Below are 22,161 nucleotides of genomic sequence, written 5' to 3' on the forward strand. Positions count from 1 at the left end.
TAATGAAAAGAGCGGCGAATCAAAAGAAAAAACAAAACGGGGTAACAATCGTTGAATTTACTATTGTTGCATCACTGTTCTTTATCCTTATTTTTTCGATCATTGAATTTGGCCGGCTCATGTTTACCTGGCATACATTAAATGAAACCAGTCGTCGCACGGCGCGATTAGCCAGTGTCTGTCAGGTATCAACCGCAGAGCAAACCGATATAATTTCGACAGCCTTAATCGATAGTGTGTCTCTGCCCAATTTTACCGCGGCCAATATTCAACTCCGTTATCTTGATGAGAACGGAAATGAAATTGGAAATGAAGATGGAAGTAAAGCGGACCTCACGACTGTGGCTAACTTTAATAGCATCGCGTTTGTTGAGGCCAGCATTATCAACTATCAGATTAGTCTCATCATTCCCTTAGCTTTTTTTGGCGTCGATTTTACTGCCCCTGGTTTTTCGACGATGTTACCAAGAGAGAGTCTGGGCGTAACAAGAACCGGTTTTACGGATTGCTAAGGTGAAGTATGATTAATTTACACACAGTTAAGACTGAAGAAGAAAACACAAAACAGCCGTTAGCAACCTTGATAGATGGTTTGCTCATCAGTAATGATGAGCAGTTTATCCATCGGCTGTCTTCATATTTGGCGCATTGGCCTAATGCCAAATTCAAAGGTGTCTCTGATTTTGAATCAAAGGCATTGTTAAACAATGACAGAAACAAAACACTGCCCGATTTAGTCATCATTGATGGTAAAACAGACTGGATTGCTATTGTCAGTCTGTTCAATAAAACCAATACAACAAATGCACCAGATATTATTCTTCTTACAGCAGATGTCGACACCCCACTGATGAGACAGGCCTTAAAATGTGGTATCAAAGATGTTTTAAGCATTCCTTTCATTGAAACTGAACTAGATCAAATCTTGTACGAATGTGCAGTTAAAAAAAGAAATACGGCTCAATTAGGTGAAGTCAGCGTATTTATTAATGCTAAAGGTGGAATGGGAGCATCAATTATTGCCACCACTGTCGCTCATATGCTTGCACTGGAAAAAGCAACTAATTCGGTTTTAATTGATACAGATGCACAATTTGGCTGTATACCTAGTTTGTTATCAGCACAACCTAAATTCATACTCAGTGATGCACTCAACCAAGTCGATGAACTGGATGAATATGCGCTTGATGGTTTGTTAACTAAACACGAATCCGGACTGCGTTTCATTTCAAGTCGAAGTGATGATCTGATTGATAAAATACCGACTATAAACGCGCTCGCATTCAATCGTTTTCTGTTAAAACTCAGAAATAATTTTGACCATGTGCTCGTTGATCTGTCAAGAGGACTGGAAAATAGCACCCTGCCCGCACTGGCTGAGGCTAACAACATCTTCATTGTGGTGCAACAAAATGTGCCCGCGATTAGTGAAGCGGCCAACCTGATAAAACAAATTAAGCACCTGCTAGGTATCAGTGACAACCATTTTAAAGTCATTGTGAACCGTTATTCTAAAAATATTGATATCGATCCGAACGAAATAAAAAAAACATTGCATGTCAATAAGCTAATATTAATACCGAATGACTATCAATCGGTCAGTGCAGCAACCAACCTCGGTGAGCTATTGGCTGTTCATTATGTCAAGCGCCCAATTGTCAAAGGAATGCGGATCACCACTGACTGTATTTTGAATAAAACATCACAAGAAGCACATGGCATTAAACGCTTATTCTCGTTTTTAACCAGTTAAGCATGTTTTTTAAAAGGAGTTGAGCATGTTTTTTAAAAAAGATCAGGCTTCAGAGCCCGTCACTGACAACATTAAAAGCGAAGAAGCCAATTATACGGTGCCTTCTCCGTCAACAACTAACAGTGACAAGCGTATTAAACGAGAATTACTTGACTCCCTGTTCAATTCACTTGATCTCTCTTTGCTTGAAACCCTGGATCCCGATCAGGCTCGAACACAAGTTTCAGAAACCGCAGCAATGTTGTTGCTGGAACAAAATGTGCCTCTGAATGCTGAAAGTCGTAAACGCATCATTGATGAAATCGGCGATGAAATTCTGGGGTTGGGACCACTTGAGCCACTTTTGAAAGACACGTCAGTCTCCGATATTTTAGTCAATGGCTTCGATCAGATTTATGTAGAACGCAGAGGCAAACTGGAAGCGACAGAAGCCCAATTTCGTGATGACAGCCACTTACTGAACGTCATTGATCGCATCGTGTCTCTGGTTGGACGACGGATTGACGAAAGCTCTCCCATGGTGGATGCCCGCCTGAAAGATGGCTCACGGGTTAATGCCATCATTCCCCCGTTAGCGATTGATGGCCCATCGCTCTCTATCCGTCGCTTTGCTGTTAAACGGTTGCAAGTCGAACAATTACTCGACTATGGTACCCTCAATCAAGAAATGGCACATTTCCTTCAGGCCATTGTTCAAGGTCGTCTGAATATTTTAATTTCTGGTGGTACTGGTTCAGGAAAAACAACCACGCTTAACATCTGCTCCTGCTTTATTCCTGAAACTGAACGCATCATCACCATTGAGGATTCAGCAGAACTTCAGCTACAGCAACCCCATATTGTTCGACTTGAAACACGGCCACCTAATATCGAAGGTCGTGGTGCTATTACCCAGCGAGAGCTCGTGATTAACTCTCTTCGAATGCGACCTGATCGTATAGTGGTAGGAGAAGTGCGTGGTGGTGAAGCCGTCGATATGCTTGCAGCCATGAACACTGGCCATGATGGTTCTATGACAACCATCCACGCCAATACCCCACGCGATGCACTGGGCCGTATCGAAAATATGTTTGCTATGGCCGGTTGGAATATGCCGACTAAAAATGTCAGAACTCAGATCGCTTCTGCTATACATATCGTACTCCAACTGCGCCGAATGGAAGATGGTAAACGTCGAATCACCAGCATCGTTGAACTTAATGGTATGGAAGGTGATGTAATTACAATGACAGAGCTTTTTACATTCAAACGCACTGGCATCGACGAGCAGGGCAATGTATTAGGTGACTATCAGGCTACAGGTAATGTTCCCTCGTTTATTGAAGCCTTTAAACATATGGGAATTGATTTACCATACTCTTACTTCTCGCCAAATAATGGCTTAGGGGGTTTCTGATGGACAGCAATCTCGAACTCTATTTACTGGTATTTTTTATTGCGGTTGTCGTGATTTCACAAACAGTCTTAGTTTCATCTAATGGCACCAGAGCTAAACGCTCCCGCCTGTTACGAAACCAACTCAATTTAATCGCCGAAACAGGCAATGCAAAACATCAACAATCACTGTTACGAAAAAATTATTTAGATAAGCTTAGCAGCACCGAACGCTGGCTGGAAAATAATTGGTTGGGTGAGTTTTTAGCAGAAAAGCTCTCGTTAGCCGGGCTGGAATGGAAAGCATACAAGACTGCCCTCTGGTTATTAGTGACCGCTTTTTTAAGTAGTCTCGCCATGTTGCTTGTCACTCATAGTCTTCCAATAAGCCTATTGACACCGTTAGCATTGCTGATCGTTTTTTCATTATGGCTCAGATACAAAGCTGAGCAGCGTCTTAGCCTGTTTGAAGAACAGTTTGTTGAAGCTCTTGATGTGATGAAGCGCGCTTTATTAACCGGTTATCCATTCACTGAAGTAATGAAAACCGTTAGTGAAGAAATGCCAGCTCCTGTCTCTGTTGAATTTGGTAAAACTTTTGTTGAACTAAATTACGGCGTCGATATGAAAGTGGCTTTGGCGAACCTTGCACACCGCAATCCCTCTATCAGCGTATTGGCATTCAACAGTGCTGTTAGCATTCAAAAAGAAACCGGGGGTAACTTAGCAGAAACTCTTGAGAAACTTTCAGAGGTTATCAGAGGACGGTTTCGTCTGATGCGAAAAGTGAAAACGTTATCCGCTGAAGGTCGAATGTCAGCCTGGATATTAATGTTAGTTCCGTTTGTTTTATTTATTCTTATGTACTTCGGTAACCCTGGCTATCTCGACCCGCTTTTGGAATCTGAACGTGGTGCAACCGTTCTTACGATGACCGCAGTCAGTATGTTTATCGGCTTGATATGGATACGAAAGATTCTGCGAATCGAGGTGTAATATGGATTACCTTATCACTCTCATTATGGGATTTGTTGAAAATGAAAAAGAAGCTGAATGGATTTTTCTTGGCTTATTTTTCATCAGTGCAGTGGCTTTCACTATCAGTATCGCAATTTTACTCTCCAGTTTTTTTAGCCCGTTAAAAAGAAAACTCAATAAAATTTCACATATAAATGTTGTTAATAGCGATAGTGTTCATAAAAAAGGGCATTTTGATAAAACTCTGGAGTCGATTGATAAATACATCACCCCCACATCAGCCAAAGAACGAGATAGCATTAAAGCTCGGCTGATGCATGCCGGCTATGAAGATAAAAAAGCGCTTACAAATTTCTATGCCATTAAAATCATACTGGTGATTTTTGCACTATTTAGCGTGCTGATAGGAACTCGATACCTACCAGAACTCACCACACAGAAAATATTATTGTATACTTTATTCGCAATGGGTTTAGCCACATTATTACCCAACATGATTCTTCGAAAAATCGCAAATAAACGAATCCGAAGACTTGCAAATGCATTTCCTGATGCACTTGATTTACTGGTGGTTACGACGGAAGCCGGCTTGGGTTTCAATGCCGCGTTAAATCGAGTCGCCAAAGAAATAGACGCACTTTCTCCAGAATTAAGTCAGGAGTTACAAATAGTCGGTCGAAAAGTCAGAGTTGGTGTTCCCATGCCAGCAGCACTGGGACAATTTGTCGAACGTACGGGTCTTTTTGAACTACAGGGTCTTGTTAGCATCATCAGTCAATCGGTTAAACTGGGGGCCAGTATGGGCGACACGTTACGAGAATATGCTGAGGAGTTTCGAGATAGACGCATGCAAAGAGCCGAAGAGGAAGCGGCGAAGATTGGCACCAAAATGATTTTTCCGCTGGTCACTTGTATATGGCCAGGTTTCTTCGCCGTCGCCATAGGCCCGGCTATTGTCGCGGTACTGGATGCGTTCGGAAAATAATAAATCTAGGGACAGCCCTAACAGTAACGATTAAGGGAGATAATGAATGAACGTAATACGCCCTAACATCAAATACCTCTTATTCCTGAGTATATTGCTTTCATCCTTACTCAGTGGATGTGCAACTCAGGAAGACCAGACTAACGCATCAAACACTAACTTTGATCATGAACTTTACGATGGTAAGTCAACGTTGGGCTTAAGTGGTGATTTCCCACCAGAGACACCAACAGAGGCCATTATTCGAGGTGATAAAGCCTATTTAGAGAAAAATTCAGACCTTGCGCTATATGAATATATTCGAGCACTGAGTTTTCCAGCTCAAGATAAAGCTGATCAAGCCTATTATAAAATTGGCTATATACATCAGCAGCGCGGAAACTTTGAACTGGCAAAAATTGCCTACAGCCGCGCCGCGCTTATCAATGAAGATAATATTCAATATGCAGCCTCTGCCGGGATCGTCGAATTAAAACTCGGTGAAAATGAGAATGCAGAAAAACATCTTTTACGCACAATCCGAATGGATCAAGAACGACAAGGGAAGACGGATTGGGATCCAAATCTGGACACATTTGCCAGCAAACTAAGTATTGATCAATCTTCGCCGCTTAACGCCTACATTGCGATGGGTATAATCGCGGATTTGGATGCCCGTCATGAACAAGCACAGCAGATATATCGTAGCTGCCTGCGGGTGAACGGAAAATCTCGTCCAGCCCTGACCAACCTCGGTTATTCATACTATCTTAGTGGTAATGCAAGACAGGCAGAAATCATTAATAAACGAGCAACCATGCTCTACCCTGACGATAAACGTGCGTGGTCAAATTTAGGTTTAATTTACATTCGTAGCAAGCGCTATGAAGATGCTCTGGACTCACTGCAGCACGCAATGTCACCGGCTGAGGCACTCAATGATATTGGTTATTTCTCGATGCTTGAAGGTGATTATGAAGCTTCAGTCAACTATTTAGAACAGGCGATAAATACCAGCCCAACCTATTATGCCAAGGCCCATCAAAACCTGAAACGTGCTAAGAAACTTCAGATCACGGCTCCTCCGGTTAAACTGACAAATAAATGGGGTAATGAACAATCTCAGGCAACAGTTTTCTCTATTAGCGAAAGAATCGATGAGGAATAAGTTCTATCTATAGTAATAGGCTTCTATAACTATAACGCCTAACTTCTGTGGCACGACTCGTGCCACGGAAGTTAGATTCCCACCTTCACGCAATGCTGAGAGCTCCGTCATCCTTGCTTTTTGTCATCCATTAAAACGCTTAATGCTGATTTTTTTATTATTGGTTGGATTTACAGTAGCGATTATCGGGGATCCACAGTCCATTGAACCTTCCGTGCATGATGGATCCCGGATAACCGCCAGATAAGTCTTGAGTAAGTTTGTAAGCTTGCTGTTTGGCGGTTTCCGGGATGACGACTGTTTGGCTTTTATCGATAAAAAACAATTGGGTGAGACGCCATTCGTAATCTTCAATATTACACTGAAAGTTCCGTCATCCTCGAAAGCGCTTAATGCTGATCTTTTCATTATCGATTGGATTTACAGTAGCGATTATCGGGGATCCACAGTCCACTGAACCTTCCGTGCATGATGGATCCCGGATAACCGCCAGGTAAGTCTTGAGTAGATATTTTAGTCTACTGCTTGGCGGTTTCCGGGATGACGACTTTTTGGCTTTTATCGATATACCCAAGCGATCGGTACTTGTTTCAACTGCCCTTCGGCAAGCAAACCTCAAAGGTGTTGCCTTGCGGGTAATCCGGCTGAAGAAGTTGTAACTGCCCATCATGGAAATTAACGATATCAAGTACCACCGACATGCCTAAGCCCGCACCGTCTCCTTGTTCTGAATGGGCACGGAAAAACTTCTCGAAAATCTTATGATGTATTGATGGCGGGATCGATGCGCCACTGTCAGAAACTTGTACTTTCACCCAGGAGTTTTCTGACGGATTGTCAGTTACCGTGACATTGACTGAAATGACACTCCCTGCGCCTGAATAACGCACGGCATTGTCAATCAGGTTACTAAATAGGCTCAGCAACAATGTCGGGTTGCCTTTTATCACCATTTTATCTGGACCATTGAGTGATAACGTTTGTTGTTGTTTTAGTGCAAACGGTGCCAGCCCTGATATCGCATCCTGTAAGCAGGTGATCAGATCAAACGGCTCGAATTGAATATCATGGCGGGATTCAATGCGCGATAACATCAACAACTGCTGAATTAATCGATCACTACGTTCAATACCCGCAAGAACCTGCTGTAAATCAGCGTGCAATTCGTCCTCATTTCGGCTGTTGAGCGCATTTTCTGTATTCAGCCGCAACACTGCCAATGGCGTTTTCAGCTCATGGGCTGCGGTATGGGTAAAGCGCTTTTCCCGTTGCCAGGCTTTATCTAACTCACTGAATAAGTCATTCAGCTGAGTAATTAATGGATTCAATTCAACGGTTGGATTAGGCACAGAGATAGAATCCAGTTTATTGATACTACGTTGAGCGACGGCTTGTTTTAACTCTCGTATCGGGCGAAGAAACTTATTAGATAAGATCACAATGACCAGTGCTAAGATTGGGATCAAAACCAATTGGGGAACAACCGTAGAAAACGCGATTTCATCCATTAGTTCATTGCGTACTGATCGTTTTTCCGCCACCAGCAAATACGCAGGATTGCTATTGGACGATATCATTGGCACCGCAATCAGAAAGCTACGCCATGGTTCTTCTGCCGTCTCGAAATCAATATAACCCTGCTCAGTCGAATGAACAAAGAGTGATACAGGTGCGCCCGGCGAGCGTAACAGCAGATTCCCTTTTTCATCAAAGACCTGGAACATCAAGTTCTGCTCATAGGGATGCCCGTACTGAGTCGGGGTATCGTCTCTGCCCGCCGCTTGAACCTGAATGCCACTGTACCAGTCAGCATAGATCTTAGTTTGATCCGGGAAGGGTTCATTCAACAAATGTTTCATACTCAGCGCCAAAATCTTTGCTGACTGGCCTAACCTTGCATCATAAACTTCATCGATTTCATGGCGGGTTTCAAAAAAAGTCCATAGCGACGAAATCATCACCAGCAAACTGGCGACCACTGTTGTGGTGATAATTAACCGTTTAGTTATAGAAAATTCAGCGCTCAATGATATACCCCACGCCTCGGATATTTTTGATCAGATCATTCCCTATTTTTTTCCTAAGGTTATGGATATGAACTTCGATGGCATTATCACTGGCGGATTCATCCCAGCCATGCAGGCACTGTTGCAGCTTTTCTTTACTCAATACTCGTCCGGCCTGGGTGGCCAGTGTTGCTAATATCTTAAATTCATTTTTAGTCGTCTTGATGGGCTGATCCTGGTAGTGAACTTCGTTGGAGTTCAGGGAAATAGAAAGCTCTCCTATTTCGATACACTCATCGACACTTCCAGCCATACGGCGCACCAAGGCCCGCAAACGAGCCAGTAACTCTTCCAGCGCAAAGGGCTTGACCAGATAATCATCAGCTCCGCCATCTAACCCCTTCACACGATCATTAATGCCGTCTCGGGCTGTAAGGATCAGAACCGGAAGTTTATGCCCGGCATTTCGCACCTTTTTCAGAACGTGTAAACCATCAATATCCGGTAAGGTTAAATCAAGAATAATGGCTAAAAACTCTTCGGTATTGAGGGCTACTTCAACACCCATTCCCTCTCGAAGCCAATCAACGGTATAACCATGGCGACCGAGCGACGCCACCATGGATTCACCCAACATGAAATCATCTTCTACCAGCAAAATACGCATGGGTTATTGCTGCTCCTTATTGCAGTTCTTTTAATCGGTTAGTAATTTCTTGCTGCCGACCTCTGTCAGCCAACTCACGGTTTAACCGGGGTTCAGCCTGCTGAGCCTTTTTGAGATAGGCCACAGCCTGCGCTTTTTGCCCCTCTTCGGCAAGAAAATCACCATAAAAATAATTAGGATCGATGCCATTAGGATTTATTGCCAATGCTTTTTTAAGCATGGTTTCCGCCATATCGTCATCACCGAAGCCAATCGGCCATCCCGGTACTTTATAGTATAGTGAACCCAAGCTGGTAAATGCTGAACCATCAAGCACTTCCGGCTCTTTCTGGATCACATCTTCCAATAATTTCTTGGATTCTTTCACAAGCGACAACGCACCTAATCCCCCTTCGGCACCTGCCAGACTGCTTTTATTGATCGCCAACCATACCTTTAAATCATTCCTGCCCGGCTCTTTATTCAATGCCGTTTGATTGTCAGTTATCACTTGTTCAAAGCAGGTTACTTTGTTGTCTTTATTAAACACGTCGTACTGGCATTTTGACCACCGTTGTTGAATATCTTCCAACGTAGCTGCAGTAACACTGGCAGACAGGCCGAAAGTACAAACAACGGCAATGGTTGACAACAATTTGGTCGGTTTACATTTTGTCTGTTTAAATTTAGGGTCATACATAGCAATTATCTCCTGGCTTACGAGTGTTTACTGACAAAATCAGTAATCGTGGCATGTTGTTTACGGATTGCTGCTGACACCACTCTGGGCAGCAGGTTATTAATTCGCACAAATAATTTTTCCGGCCACCCCAGCCATGTCACGGGCTTTTCTTTTGTCAGCGTAGTTATCACTTGCTGAGCCACCCATTCTGGCGTATCGGTTTTATTTCCCAGGGCCTGATTCATATCTTTGACCCGAACATCATTACTCGCGGTCTGTGTCGCACGGGGGGCAATAAACAGTACCTTGATTTCCGTACCTTCTAACTCTCGATTCATCGCTTCACTAAAGCGATAGAGTGCCGCTTTGGTTGCGCTATACACACTGTAGCCGGGGTAACCTATCGCACCAAAAGTCGACCCGATGTTGAGAACAATACCCGGACGCCGGATCCACTGAATCGCCTTTTGGGTTAATAAAACCGGTGTAATCACATTAAGGCCGACTTCGCTTTCTATGGACTTTGCATCTCGCTGTGACAAAAATGCAAAGGTGTTGACCCCGGCATTATTGATTACGATATCAATGCCCCGCCCTTCCGTTCGCCATTGCTTGCAAGTCTGATCCAGTTCGCTCATTCCTTCAGCCGCTAATAAATCAATAACAAGGAACTGGTGCTCACTCGGACGCGGTAGGCTAGCTTTTAGCTCGTTCAGCATTGTTTCTCTCCTGCCCACCATCAATAGGTTTGCCCCTTGTTCAGCTAGTGCCAGAGCCAGAGCAGAGCCTATCCCTCCACTCGCTCCGGTCAGCAGAATGTGTTTCGCTTTCAGATCCATAGCATGCTCCTGTTGCTTTACCTGCTTATGCCGCGTTTGCTGAGATGGCGTGAACTGGCTGACTCAAGCTGTGCAACATCTCGCCATACAAACGAAAAACCATATTGGCGCCATCGATAACGGCTTGCTGATCGACCGGGTCATCTATCTTATTCATCAGGCTTTCAAATAGTTTGATATGTTCCTGATCTAACGTGCTGTGAGATGTCAGGTAAACCATGGCCTGATCGGGTAAACCTAGTGTGAATTGGATCATTGCGGCCATCTGACCACCAACACTGACACTGGTTCCTTCCAGCACCCATACCATGCCGAAAAATGCCATGGGATTACGGCGATCTATCTGGTGATACAAATACGCCACCATCAGCTCTATCGGTGTACACACCCGCCCTTCACCCTGGTTATTTTTCACTGCTTCGGCATCTGCCTGACAGGCTCTGATATCATCCAGAATCCATTCATGGTGTCCTTTTTCTTCTTCGATATATTCTGCTAACGCCTGACATAACCACTCATACTGTTCCGGTAAGCGAGAGCCGCAACCCATCAGTAATGGCACGGTATGCTTTACGTGGTGGTAAGCCTGCGTCAGGAATGCAGTATAGGTTTGCAGGGTGATCTGTCCCTGAGCACAAGCTTCAAAAACAGGGGCGCTGTACATGTAAGATTGCGCATCGGCTGTTTGCTGTTTCAGCACATTAAAAAATGAGGTGTTCTGCGACATAACATTTTCCTTTCAACAAGTCATGACAGTCTCTTGTCGTGCTGACAAACAACCATCGATATGGATATATTCGAGTGAGTATCGCTGGAATAAGCCGGTTCAAGCTCATTAGCGAAGAAGTCAGCAATGGCATCTCGCCGTGGTCGCCCGTTACTGGTCATCAGGCCGGAAATTGAAAGCAGGGGATCTGGCGATACGACAACATGTTTTATTCGCGCATAATCGGGTAATCCGGCATTCAACCGTTCAATACCGGCTTCAATCAAATCAGGCTGCGAACTAAATACCACCGCCGCCAAGGCATCTTTCCCTTCCCCTAACACCACCAATTGTTCGAGTCCGGCAATGGTCTGTGTTTCCGATTCAATCCATTCAGGCGAGATATTCCGGCCATACGCCGTGATCAGCTGGTTCTTTTTCCGGCCAGTGATATGCAGAAATTGCTGGTTATCGATATAGCCTAAATCACCGGTTGCAATCACCTCCGAAGAGCAGGTTTCACCGGCATAACCCAGCATCGCAGATCCTGCCACCATTACTTCACCGTCATCCGCAATGCTGATCTGACAGTGAGGGAGCACTCGGCCACAACTATCTGGTTTCATGGCTCCGGGGAGATTCAGGCTGACAACCGAACCACACTCTGACAGTCCATAGCCTTCGTAGGCCGGAATACCTGACTGGTGCGCCTGTTGTAGCAAAGCCGGGGAAACCTTTGCCCCGCCGACCGCGACAAATCGCAGTGGTTGGATCAGCGCCGGAGCTTGGCCAGCAATACGAATGAGCGCTGTTAACAAAGCAGGCGTTACCACTAAACTTTGCGGTTGATACTTCGCCAGAGCGTGGGCAAATACGGCTCCGTTAAACTGGCTGGATCCGGTAAGTCCCACCGCTTCACCTCGCACAATGACGCTGGTTGCACCCAGCAGCAGAGGGATATACAAACCGGTGACATTTTCAAGCAGCGTAGATAAAGGCGGCAACACCATATGACGTTCGATATCGGTACCTGAAGCCAACAGCGATGCCGATAGAGCATTGGCAACTTGTTCTAAATGCACCTGACTCAGGCACACTCCTTTGGGTTGTCCGGTTGATCCGGAGGTAAAGGTGATTTTGGCAGTTTGTGCAGGCAGCGGAGGCAAATCAGCCATTGCCTCTTGCTCAGGGCGATATTGATACAACGGCAGTCCGGCAATAGGGCTAATTGGTTTTACCTTGTGGTTCCAATCATCCAAGACGTCTTGCCAATCCCCACACACCGCATCAATCCGGGCTGAAGCTAGCAGGTGTTTCACCTGAGCGGCAGAGAAAAACATCGGCACTGGCACCAGGATGATATTAGCTTTCATTGCGGCCAGATCAGCGATAGCCCAATCGAACCCGTTCTCAGCCCGTAATGCTATGCGCTTACAACCGCTATTGATTATCTGTTGTTCGGCTCGCTCAACTTCAGCCAGTAACCGGGCGTAACTCAGCTGACAGGATTGATGCCCCTCTGCGTCGCCTTTTCCCCATTCTTCACCAAGCAAAGCAATCTGGTTTGGACGTTCAATGGCAAATCGCTGTAACGCTTCGATGATCCCTTCCATCGTTAACTCCTTCTCTCTGCATTAGTTAACGACAGTTGCTGTAACGATATATTCTGTAACGATAGGGGATTAATAGGGCGGTCCCGCCTCTCTATCTGGCGGTTCAACCGAGAAATACGATGATTTATTACTGCCAGTCCATCCTCTAAGTTTCCTGCCGAGACTCTTGGCTTACTGTGGTAATAACTGCCCCACACGGCATCGGCATCAGCGATATAAGTCGGGTCCGCATCCATCAGGGAATGCGGTCTCAGACCCATACGGTTCATCATGGCGTAAAGAGGGCCGGTCGCTGTGAAAATGCACCAGTGATACCCTTGTTCAAGAAGCAGGTGGATCATCGCGGCAAAATGTACGGGAGCCATTCCGCAAGAAAATGATGCCAATTGACCGAATTCGATGAGTGTGTCACGGGAAATCTGCTGTTGGAAGTGTGTCGACATCAACACTTCAGCGGGTTGTGAAAGATATTGTTCCAGAAACAGCGGTTCATCTTTGGCTAGACGATAGCCACAGACGGAAACCAACGCCTGCTGATCATCAAATAACGCTACCAGGTAAGGCATGAACTCACAGATTGTCGCCTGAAACGCTTGCTGATACCTGTGCGAGATATAATGTTCGATTTCCCGACGGCGCGGGTGGCTGACATCTGCAACTACTATTTCATATTGAGAAAGTACAACTTGATAGGCTTGCATGGCCATCCCCCCGAATAAGCTCTCGATAACTTAAAGCTATAGGGGGAAACTTAAGAAACCCTTAAGAGAAGAAACTTCCGACAAAAATAACGACTTAATTACAACAATGAGACGAAAAAAGCCCCGAATAAACACTTTTCACTAGAACTAGTGCAGGGCTATTCGGGGCTTTTTCGCAAAGTATCACTATAAACGAATGGTGACTCTCTTTAGCGTTGGGCTAAATGACGTTACCACATCAGATCATCAGGGATGGCGAAGTCTGCGTACGGATCATCTTCTTCCACCGTTTGCTCTTCAACAATGTTATTCAGAACAATAGACTCGTCATCACGCTGCGCTATTTTATCGGCAACGACACCAGGGATAACTTCATAGCCATCAAGGTAACGAACAATCGCCAAACGACCTTTCACGAGCTGATCTTGAATGATCTTATCAACATAAATCTTTTTAACCAGCGAACCGTCTGTAAAGTTGTAGCCAATATCGCCGTGCTTACGGTCAATACGGTTCATCTCAATAAGCTGTTTGATCTGAGATGCAAAAGCTTTCTTTTGTGCTTCTTCATCACGTTGACGGTTTAGCTCTTGATCTTGAACCAATTGCGCAGCTTTTTTTTCTTCAACAGCCGCTTTGGCCTCTCTTGCCTGAACGCGCGATTTCTTAGATGTCTTCGCCGCTTTTTTTAATTTTTTCTTGTCAACAAGACCTGCTTTCAGCATTTGCTCTTGTAAGCTTAGCTTTGCCATTTTGACTCCGTTGTGGTGACAATTTTATATCAATTGCCCCTATTATCGCTGGGGAAAGAGAAACGGGTCAAGAATACATTCAGTTCTCTACTTATAACCACGTCAAAATTCAGCGCTCTGCGAGAATTCAGGGGTGGGCTTTTAGACAGACGGTACTAATTTAGCACCGTCTTAACTTTAAAGTTGGAATGGATAAACAGAACCAAGATTAAGAATTTGAGTTAATTCATCTAAAGCACTACGAGACTCATCCAGTAATCTGGGATCAGTCAGATCGACTTCCGAGAGACTATCTCGATAATGACCATCAACCCAGATATTCAGGCGATCAAATAATTGGTCATTCATCAATGTCGACTGATTCACTGCTTTCTGCTCTTGTTCGTTAAGAACAACGCGTAATCGCAAGCATGCCGGGCCACCGCCGTTGGCCATGCTTTGCTTAAGGTCAAATACGCGAACCTGATCAATACCTTTATTCGCAGCCAGAATCTGCTCAACATGCGCCCAGACTCGCGCATTTGAACGACACTCTTCCGGGATAACTAACAAAGTCTCGCCATTAGGCAGTTCTAATAACTGCGAATTAAACAAATAGCTGGTCACTGCATCATCAATGGATACCGCGCTGGTTGGTACTTCGATAATTTTAAAGTTCCCCCCCACTTTGGACTGCAGTTCCGTATAGACAGACTGCTTATTTAAGAATGCCTGCTCATGGCAAAACAGTACATTTTTATTACCCACCGCTATAACATCATTGTGGAAAACGCCCTGATCAATGACATCTGGATTCTGCTGGGCAATAACAACATTTTTTGCTTCTAGCTGATGCAGACGCACAACGGCTTCACAGGCCTCAAACGTATGACGGGCGGGATACTTTTGCGGAGCCGGCTGGCGGCTATCAAACGCATAACGACCAAAAACAAAGAATTCTACACCTTGATCACCATATTGATGGCAAAAACGCGTGTGGTTTGCCGCACCCTCATCGCCAAAATGCTCAACCGCAGGGAGGGCATGATGATGAGCAAAATGATCAGGATCGGCAAAGGTTGCCTGCAAAATACGTCCTGTCGTTTCATGTTCGATAGAACGATGAAATTTATTGGTCAGGTTAGCCGGGGTGAAATGTACCTTTCCATCAGCGGTATCAGCTGACGGAGAAACAGTGGCCGCGTTGGCCGTCCACATACTTGATGCTGAACAGCATGCTGTCAAAACTTTCGGAGCCTGCTTCGCTGCTTGTTCAATTACACTCTTATCACTACCAGTAAAACCTAAGCGACGCAGTGTATTTACATCGGGACGTTCCTGAGGTGCTAATACACCTTGCACTAACCCCATATCGGCCAATGCTTTCATTTTCGCCAACCCTTGCTTGGCCGCCTGCTTAGGATTAGACGCATTAGCCTGGTTTTTCTCTGAGGCGACATTGCCAAAAGAGAGCCCACTGTAGTTATGAGTCGGACCAACTAACCCATCAAAATTCGCTTCACATGCTTTCATAGACATTCCATGTTTGTTCACCACCCGTTAAACATAACAAAGTATTTACATTTATGACAAGAGTCGAACAAAAAACCAATTAATTGAATAAAAGTAGATACTCATATCAAGTAAGAGCATTTTTATGCGCCTGAAAAATATAATAGTTCTATCTCCAGCTGCTTATTAGTACCTAAACACAGATGTTTTAACGAGTTCAGTCACCATAAACTAAACACATAATTAGTCAGTTTGAAATTGAAAAAGCCGCTCATCAGATGGCCGACTTTTTCTGATTATGGGTGATTGATCCGTTTTGAAAGCATTTATTACAATGATATTCTGGATAAATTCCATGTTCTCAACGCCGCGGACCTGTTATTGTCACAATTACGGTTTGACGTACCAGAAAGCTGGACAATACAGTCAAATAAAGAATTGAGCTGACTAAAAAGACAGCGTTTTAGAAGAGTATTAATTATCACTATACGTGACAGCTCATGGATCCAGCGGTAGACCTATTGCCTTGAAGACTATTATGTTCTGGATTTGCTGTATCTTATTATCAGCCAGCGCTATTGCGTTGACTGATAGTGAAGAGTTAAAGCAAATCAACAAAGTCGCACAATTTTACGGGGAACGTGCTGGAAAGCGTGTGAATGCGTGGCACCAGCTGATCAATAACGTTGCGACCAATGACGAAAATACCAAACTCGCAGAGGTTAATAGCTTCTTTAATCAACTGACCTTTATCGATGACATCAAGTTATGGGGTAAAACCGACTACTGGGCCACCCCGCTAGAATTTCTTGGTGCGGCGGCTGGTGACTGTGAAGACTTTAGTATTGCAAAATACTTCACACTTCGTGAACTTGGCATTGCCGATAACAAACTCAGACTGGTATATGTAAAAGCAATTAAATTAAATCAGTTTCATATGGTGGTAGCCTACTACCCTACCCCGTCAGCTGTACCTTTACTACTTGATAACTTAGACGGTGAAATCAAGCCCGCCAATGAGCGCCCGGATCTACTGCCTATTTACAGTTTTAACGGTAGTAAACTCTGGCTGATGAAACAAAAAGGACAAGGACAGTTAGCGGGGAAATCTTCCCGTTTAAGTTTGTGGAACGATTTACGCCAGCGTTCAAGCCAAATTCAACTACACCGACCAAACATTAACTTTGATAAGTGATCACAATGACACTATACAGACAACTTTTAATATGGATGCTAGTTGTATTTTTTGCACTCATCACCTCCGTATTTGTTATCCAGTTTCATACCACGCGAGACTTTCTTCGCGAACAGCAATCGACTGAAATGGATAACGCCATCAGTGCTGTGGGTATGGCGCTGTCACCTTATCTGGAAGCTGACGATAAGGTTTCAGCCGAGTCCGTTATCAACGCGACCTTCGACGGTAGCTTCTACAGTGAAGTCAACCTGAAAATGTTGCAAGATAATAGTGAGTTGAAGCGTACTTATCCATCAGCAATCTCGGGCGTACCTGCATGGTTTCGCAATGCTATTGTCATTCAGCCTATAACTAGATCCACCACACTGACGAGTGGCTGGATGCAACTGGCAACTCTTTCTGTTACCAGTAGCCCTGCTCATGCTTATATCCAACTCTGGAAAGCAACCGTGCAGCTGGTTATTGGTTTTCTACTGACCTTCCTGTTTGGTGCTGTGGTACTGGCGATTATCCTGTCGAAAGTCTTAAAGCCATTACAATCGATTCAGCGCCGCGCCAGAGAAATGTCTGACAACCAATTTGGTCAGCCTTTATCTGTTCCCCGTACTCGTGAGCTGAGTGATGTGGTTCTCGCCTTTAATTCCATGAGTAATCAGCTTAAAATACATTTTGAACAGCAAGCTCAGGAAGCCGACAAACTCCGAATCCGCGCCTATCAGGATCCTGTTTCTGGCCTGGCAAACCGTAGCTACTTAATGACCCAGCTCGGTTCCTGGCTCTCTATCCCTTCTGATGGCGGTGTCGCACTATTAAAAGTTGACCAGATCCCCGACTGCTATACCCAAAAAGGCTATGAAGCGGGAGATCTATTCGTACAGAAACTCGCGAGCAGGCTACAAGATCTGGCAACCGATGATTACACCATCGCCCGTCTGAACCAATCCGAATTTATGCTCATTGCCCCGAATATTACGGCGTCAGAGCTTAAAATGATTGGCCGCTCAATGCTGAACATGACCTCAGACAGCCAAAGTGACCCATTAGATGTTGCTCCTGTACAAGCCGCTGTAGGTTTGGTTATGCGTCGTGAAAATGACAATATCACCACCATTCTGGCTCAGGCTGATAACGCCTTAATGCAGGCAAAACATCAAGCTGAAGAGCCATTGACACTGTTTGATATCGTACAACCATCAGCGCAGAGTAAACTGCAGTCTGCAATGGGTAAACAGCAATGGAAAGCAGTAGTAGAAGAAGCGATTGCCGATAAACAGTTCAAGTTTAACTTTCAAAAAGCCGTCGACCATAAGGGTGCTCCTCTGCACCAGGAAGTCTTTGCCTATATTGAGAAAGGTAATCAACGTTATTCCGCAGGCCAGTTCCTAGGCGCTATTGAACAGCTAAACGCGGGTGCTCCACTGGATATGCACATTCTTGAGCAACTGTTCGATAAACTTGCAGCCAACCCTGATCTGGGACCAATTGCCGTTAACATTACCCAAAACAGTGTCAACGATACTGGCTTCATGCGCTGGTTATCGAACAAGATGCAATCCTATCAGGCTCTGAACAGCCGCATCCTGTTTGAGTTACCCGAAATTTGTTTCATCAAAAACAGCGATGATGCCGGCCTGTTATGCGAGATCATTCATCAGAATAACTTCCGTTTTGGTATTGATAACTTTGGCCACAACTTCAGCTCAATTGGCTATCTCAGCAAATTCCGTCCGGCTTATGTCAAACTGGATTTCGCTTACACCAATCAAATTGATAACCAGATCAAAGCAGACGTGCTGGCTTCCATTACCCGTACGGCTAATAATTTGTCGATCACAACCATCGCATCCAGGGTGGAAACAATGAGCCAGCAAGAGAAACTGGCAGAATTAATGGTTAGAGGCTTCCAGGGCTATGTCGTCGATAAGATGAATAACGAAAAGACGGGATATACCCAATTGCCCCAGTAACTGGTGGGTAATTGGGTTTTCTCCCAACCGGGATAGTTATCAGCCTATTCGCAGGGCGTATTAACGTCTGTTTCGTCCAAAAGTTATCCCCTCAATTACCCACCAATATTGTGGATAAGTCATCAGATGCTACATATCCCATTCCACAACGTGCCCTTCATCATAGACACCGTCACTGTAGGCCGGTGTGTAATTAATGAAGATATTATTTTTTTCGATTGGCACCTGTTCAGCGACAGTGTTAGCGATTAGCTCTAACATCGCCATAATCTGATCTTCGGTATTAAAATTGGGTGCGATAAGATCGATCAACAAAGGATGGGTATTAATCGGCTGAACATGGGTTACTTTACCGCCATGTGAATAGTGGCCCGCAGACAAATATTCCCAGGTGATCATAATATGATGAGGTTCAATGTCGGTCGCATCTGATACTGCCTGCGATAGACTACACACTACCTGAGAAACATCTACGTCATGGTCAAATGGAAGCGATTTCACTCTGATCAACGGCATACTCTTTCTCCCTTTACAGCTTCATACTAGTGCTTACTGTGCTATGTCAGCAGTACTGATCCAACAACTTTCTCGCAGTACAAAACATGCCATGGTTATTATCCCGGTTGGTATTAGTTAGCCTAGTGAATATTTGAGAGCCTAGCCTATCTTAATAATAAGACAATCATAAAAAAGTGCATACAGACTTTTGCTTATATAACAAAAAAACACCTGCAAGTTTGCAGGCGTTTTTTTGAATAAGAGTCATTAAAGCGACTAGCTCATCACAAGACAAGCCTCATCGAGTTACATTTCATCATGACATTCATCTCCACCACAGCACGGGTTAATAACCCGTTCTGCACAGATATCTGGCTCGATATGAATGATCACATCAACCACTTCATCAATTTGTTTTAAGATATGGCTCTTAAAGTTTTCAGTGATAGTATGGGCCTTTTCGACACTCATCTCCGGATCCACCAGCAGGTGAAAGTCTAACAAAATCATACTGCCAGTACGGCGGCTACGAATGGCGTGAACTTCACGAATATCACGTTCCTGCTTCGCATAACGCTGAATTTTAGCTTCAATCTCACTGTCTGCTTCTGCTTCAGTGATTTCCACTATTGCAGGCCACAATATCTCAAAGGCCGCTTTCAATATCATTGCGGTAACCAGCAAGGCTGCGATCTGATCAAGATAATGCAAATCAGGCACAAAGTAGTTTGCAATAACGGCGATAGCGACAGGTAGTGAACTCAATGCATCTGAGCGGTGGTGCCAAGCATTAGCATATAAAGCACGACTATTAATCTTCTTAGACTGAATCACCGTCCAGCGATACAGGACTTCTTTCACCAGAATAGATGCAACAGCCGCCCAAAACGCCAGCATTCCAGGCGTAGTATTTGATTCATGGCCAATTGAGTCAATAGAATTCCAACCAATCCCGATCCCGACAATAGCAAGCAGTACACCAATAAATATATTGGTCAGGGTTTCAAAACGTCCATGCCCGTATGGGTGCTCTTTATCTGCAGGCGCGGTCCAGTACCTTGAACCAATCAAGATTGCCGTATCAGTCACTAAATCTGAAAAACTATGGACACCATCGGCAATTAAGGCCTGACTGCCTGTCAGTTTACCCACAGTGATTTTTAACAGTGCCAAAGCAACGTTAGCGATTGCTCCAACCCAAGTGGCTTTCTGGATCAATTTTACCGGTGTATCTGACATAAATTCCACTCAAAACAACCCATTACAATAATGTACTCAAACTACTTCACTATGATATCCGATTTACACATCCATTACTTGCTCAAATATTTAGCTCAACCCGACAGTCATCATACTATTCAGAGGGGCTGTCATATCTTTATCCTGACTTCGGTTCCAACTGACCGTATACACAAACCACTTCAAGATGCTCGTTTCATTAAGAATTACTTGGCTGCCAGGCAAGGCGCTGATTTGAAGACATAGTTGCTCTACGCCAAAAAGAAGCAACCCAGCACACCAGACAAGTGAACTCGCCCTTCGGGAGTGATTCAGAAAGCCCATTTCGGTGGCAAATAGCGTTGAAAAGGATCCCCCGTTCCTACCGTTATTTTCCTTCAACCGAACTTGTTGATATCACTCTGAATCCTGCATCTTTAACTAGTTTTGATATATATACCCAGTAAGCTCTCACTGAACTCAGACTATTGAGAAGGCTTGAAGGAAATATAACCAACCAAAAACAAACTAGCCCTTTAGTATTACCTCCAGTGCTTATCAACAAATACGCAAACAATATAATTAGCGACTCACATCTTGCAAAAAAAACCGCAGCAAAATCTGAACAACAATGAAACAAAAGCTAAATGACATTAGAGCATTACATCTATAAATCAAGCATCGAACGATATATATGCTTTAAATCACCATAACTGCAGTCAAATAAACCCTCCAACACTGCGTACTTGAGATCCAGATCACACAATCAACAGAAACAAAGAATAACTCTCCAAATGAAAAAGTATTTATTACATAATGTCTAAGTCGTCAATACGAAGGTATTTATTCATTAAGAAAGGATTTTTATGAGAAATATTACCGAATTTATTGAACAACTTGAAAGTGGAAAACACCATTTCAGCATCTGGGCATATTCCAGTAAAGGTCATTACTGTCGATTTGGCCCTCAAAGTAATAAATGGCATACACCTCAACTACTAAAAGCAATTGAACAGCATTTACAAGTTATTGTAGAAATGCATAACGATGAAATTGATGATGCTTTTCTCTTGTTACCTGAAGTACATATGGCAATACCAGTCAATTTCCATGATGGTCATATTTCCTCAATAGATATGACACAGGCAGCATAATAAGTGCGCTTCTATGCGATCTTTATTGGTTTAGGTATCAAAAACGATTAAGAAAAAACTATGGCTAGGTTATTTCTGAATTGCCCTAATCAATAAATATGTAAAAAACAGACCTCTTGGGTCTGTTTTTTTACAAGCATTTTATATAAACCTTATTAACAAGGTGTTAAACAGCAACCTGAACGTTACTTATTATCACATATAAAACACGTTTTATATGGGTGAGGGTTTTAGATTTTATAATATTTTACATGCATTTGTTCTATCATTTTAAAATGATGAGTTATTATTGTTTTTTATCACCGAGACGATGAAAACAATATTGGGTAACTATTGAGTTCTCAAAAAAAGCTTACCGATGTCACATATTTTGAATAACGATAATGAATTAAAATTGTAATATATTCCTATCCTTCCATAATAGTAATACGTCAATACAAAGATATTGATTTA

Annotated in this window: 20 protein-coding genes; 9 read left to right on the top strand and 11 right to left on the bottom strand. The window is 43.8% G+C overall.

Annotated features, from left to right (window positions below):
- Nucleotides 1–2 precede the first annotated feature (2 nt).
- The 6 genes from L4D76_RS14975 to L4D76_RS15000 are packed head-to-tail and all read left to right on the top strand — an operon-like array spanning nt 3 to nt 6,237.
- Entirely contained in the window at nt 3–512 is a 510-nt protein-coding gene (locus tag L4D76_RS14975) for a TadE/TadG family type IV pilus assembly protein (protein WP_428441696.1), read from the top strand.
- A gap of 8 nt (nt 513–520) precedes the next feature.
- A complete protein-coding gene (locus L4D76_RS14980) occupies nt 521–1,753 on the top strand; it encodes a CpaE/TadZ family protein (RefSeq protein ID WP_428441697.1) in 1,233 nt (410 codons plus the stop codon).
- 25 nt (nt 1,754–1,778) lie between these two features.
- Entirely contained in the window at nt 1,779–3,149 is a 1,371-nt protein-coding gene (locus L4D76_RS14985) for a TadA family conjugal transfer-associated ATPase (protein WP_428441698.1), read from the top strand.
- The gene (locus tag L4D76_RS14990) at nt 3,149–4,123 is read left to right on the top strand and encodes a type II secretion system F family protein (protein WP_428441699.1); all 975 of its coding nucleotides are present in this window, start codon (nt 3,149–3,151) and stop codon (nt 4,121–4,123) included. The genes L4D76_RS14985 and L4D76_RS14990 overlap by 1 nt, the downstream gene beginning before the upstream one ends.
- Nucleotide 4,124: 1 nt before the next feature.
- Entirely contained in the window at nt 4,125–5,090 is a 966-nt protein-coding gene (locus tag L4D76_RS14995) for a type II secretion system F family protein (protein WP_428441700.1), read from the top strand.
- Between the two features lie 46 nt (nt 5,091–5,136).
- Nucleotides 5,137–6,237: a tetratricopeptide repeat protein gene (locus L4D76_RS15000; protein WP_428441701.1), complete on the top strand. Its 1,101-nt coding sequence runs from the start codon at nt 5,137–5,139 to the stop codon at nt 6,235–6,237.
- A gap of 590 nt (nt 6,238–6,827) precedes the next feature.
- Here the strand turns inward: L4D76_RS15000 and L4D76_RS15005 are convergent.
- From L4D76_RS15005 to astB, 9 genes are all read right to left on the bottom strand, one after another.
- Entirely contained in the window at nt 6,828–8,264 is a 1,437-nt protein-coding gene (locus tag L4D76_RS15005; protein WP_428441702.1) for an ATP-binding protein, read from the bottom strand.
- Nucleotides 8,254–8,910 (bottom strand): response regulator, encoded by a 657-nt coding sequence (locus L4D76_RS15010; RefSeq protein WP_428441703.1) that lies wholly within the window; start codon nt 8,908–8,910, stop codon nt 8,254–8,256. The genes L4D76_RS15005 and L4D76_RS15010 overlap by 11 nt, the downstream gene beginning before the upstream one ends.
- Nucleotides 8,911–8,926: 16 nt before the next feature.
- Complete coding sequence (locus tag L4D76_RS15015) at nt 8,927–9,589, bottom strand: tetratricopeptide repeat protein (protein WP_428441704.1); 663 nt, start codon at nt 9,587–9,589, stop codon at nt 8,927–8,929.
- Nucleotides 9,590–9,606: 17 nt separating this feature from the next.
- Nucleotides 9,607–10,410: an SDR family oxidoreductase gene (locus tag L4D76_RS15020; RefSeq protein WP_428441705.1), complete on the bottom strand. Its 804-nt coding sequence runs from the start codon at nt 10,408–10,410 to the stop codon at nt 9,607–9,609.
- Nucleotides 10,411–10,435: 25 nt separating this feature from the next.
- Complete coding sequence (locus L4D76_RS15025; RefSeq protein ID WP_428441706.1) at nt 10,436–11,137, bottom strand: iron-containing redox enzyme family protein; 702 nt, start codon at nt 11,135–11,137, stop codon at nt 10,436–10,438.
- Between the two features lie 20 nt (nt 11,138–11,157).
- Nucleotides 11,158–12,729: an AMP-binding protein gene (locus tag L4D76_RS15030; protein ID WP_428441707.1), complete on the bottom strand. Its 1,572-nt coding sequence runs from the start codon at nt 12,727–12,729 to the stop codon at nt 11,158–11,160.
- 2 nt (nt 12,730–12,731) lie between these two features.
- Nucleotides 12,732–13,430, bottom strand: a complete 699-nt coding sequence (locus L4D76_RS15035; protein WP_428441708.1) for a thermostable hemolysin — start codon at nt 13,428–13,430, stop codon at nt 12,732–12,734.
- Between the two features lie 230 nt (nt 13,431–13,660).
- Nucleotides 13,661–14,182, bottom strand: a complete 522-nt coding sequence (locus tag L4D76_RS15040; RefSeq protein ID WP_428441709.1) for a DUF2058 domain-containing protein — start codon at nt 14,180–14,182, stop codon at nt 13,661–13,663.
- Nucleotides 14,183–14,359: 177 nt separating this feature from the next.
- The gene (gene astB / locus L4D76_RS15045; protein WP_428441710.1) at nt 14,360–15,694 is read right to left on the bottom strand and encodes an N-succinylarginine dihydrolase; all 1,335 of its coding nucleotides are present in this window, start codon (nt 15,692–15,694) and stop codon (nt 14,360–14,362) included.
- Nucleotides 15,695–16,211: 517 nt separating this feature from the next.
- Here astB and L4D76_RS15050 point away from each other — a divergent pair.
- On the top strand, nt 16,212–16,868 hold the full coding sequence (locus L4D76_RS15050) for a transglutaminase-like cysteine peptidase (protein ID WP_428441711.1): 657 nt from the start codon (nt 16,212–16,214) through the stop codon (nt 16,866–16,868).
- 5 nt (nt 16,869–16,873) lie between these two features.
- The gene (locus tag L4D76_RS15055; RefSeq protein WP_428441712.1) at nt 16,874–18,838 is read left to right on the top strand and encodes a bifunctional diguanylate cyclase/phosphodiesterase; all 1,965 of its coding nucleotides are present in this window, start codon (nt 16,874–16,876) and stop codon (nt 18,836–18,838) included.
- 129 nt (nt 18,839–18,967) lie between these two features.
- Here the strand turns inward: L4D76_RS15055 and L4D76_RS15060 are convergent, their stop codons facing one another.
- Nucleotides 18,968–19,354, bottom strand: a complete 387-nt coding sequence (locus L4D76_RS15060) for a hypothetical protein (protein ID WP_428441713.1) — start codon at nt 19,352–19,354, stop codon at nt 18,968–18,970.
- A gap of 288 nt (nt 19,355–19,642) precedes the next feature.
- Nucleotides 19,643–20,575, bottom strand: coding sequence for a cation diffusion facilitator family transporter (locus L4D76_RS15065; protein ID WP_428441714.1), 933 nt, complete (start codon nt 20,573–20,575; stop codon nt 19,643–19,645).
- Between the two features lie 845 nt (nt 20,576–21,420).
- On the opposite strand from L4D76_RS15065, the gene L4D76_RS15070 reads away from it, so the two are divergent.
- Complete coding sequence (locus tag L4D76_RS15070; RefSeq protein WP_428441715.1) at nt 21,421–21,708, top strand: hypothetical protein; 288 nt, start codon at nt 21,421–21,423, stop codon at nt 21,706–21,708.
- The last annotated feature ends 453 nt before the right edge of the window (nt 21,709–22,161 follow it).

The organism is Photobacterium sagamiensis (genome assembly GCF_050337085.1).
GTDB lineage: Bacteria > Pseudomonadota > Gammaproteobacteria > Enterobacterales > Vibrionaceae > Photobacterium > Photobacterium sagamiensis.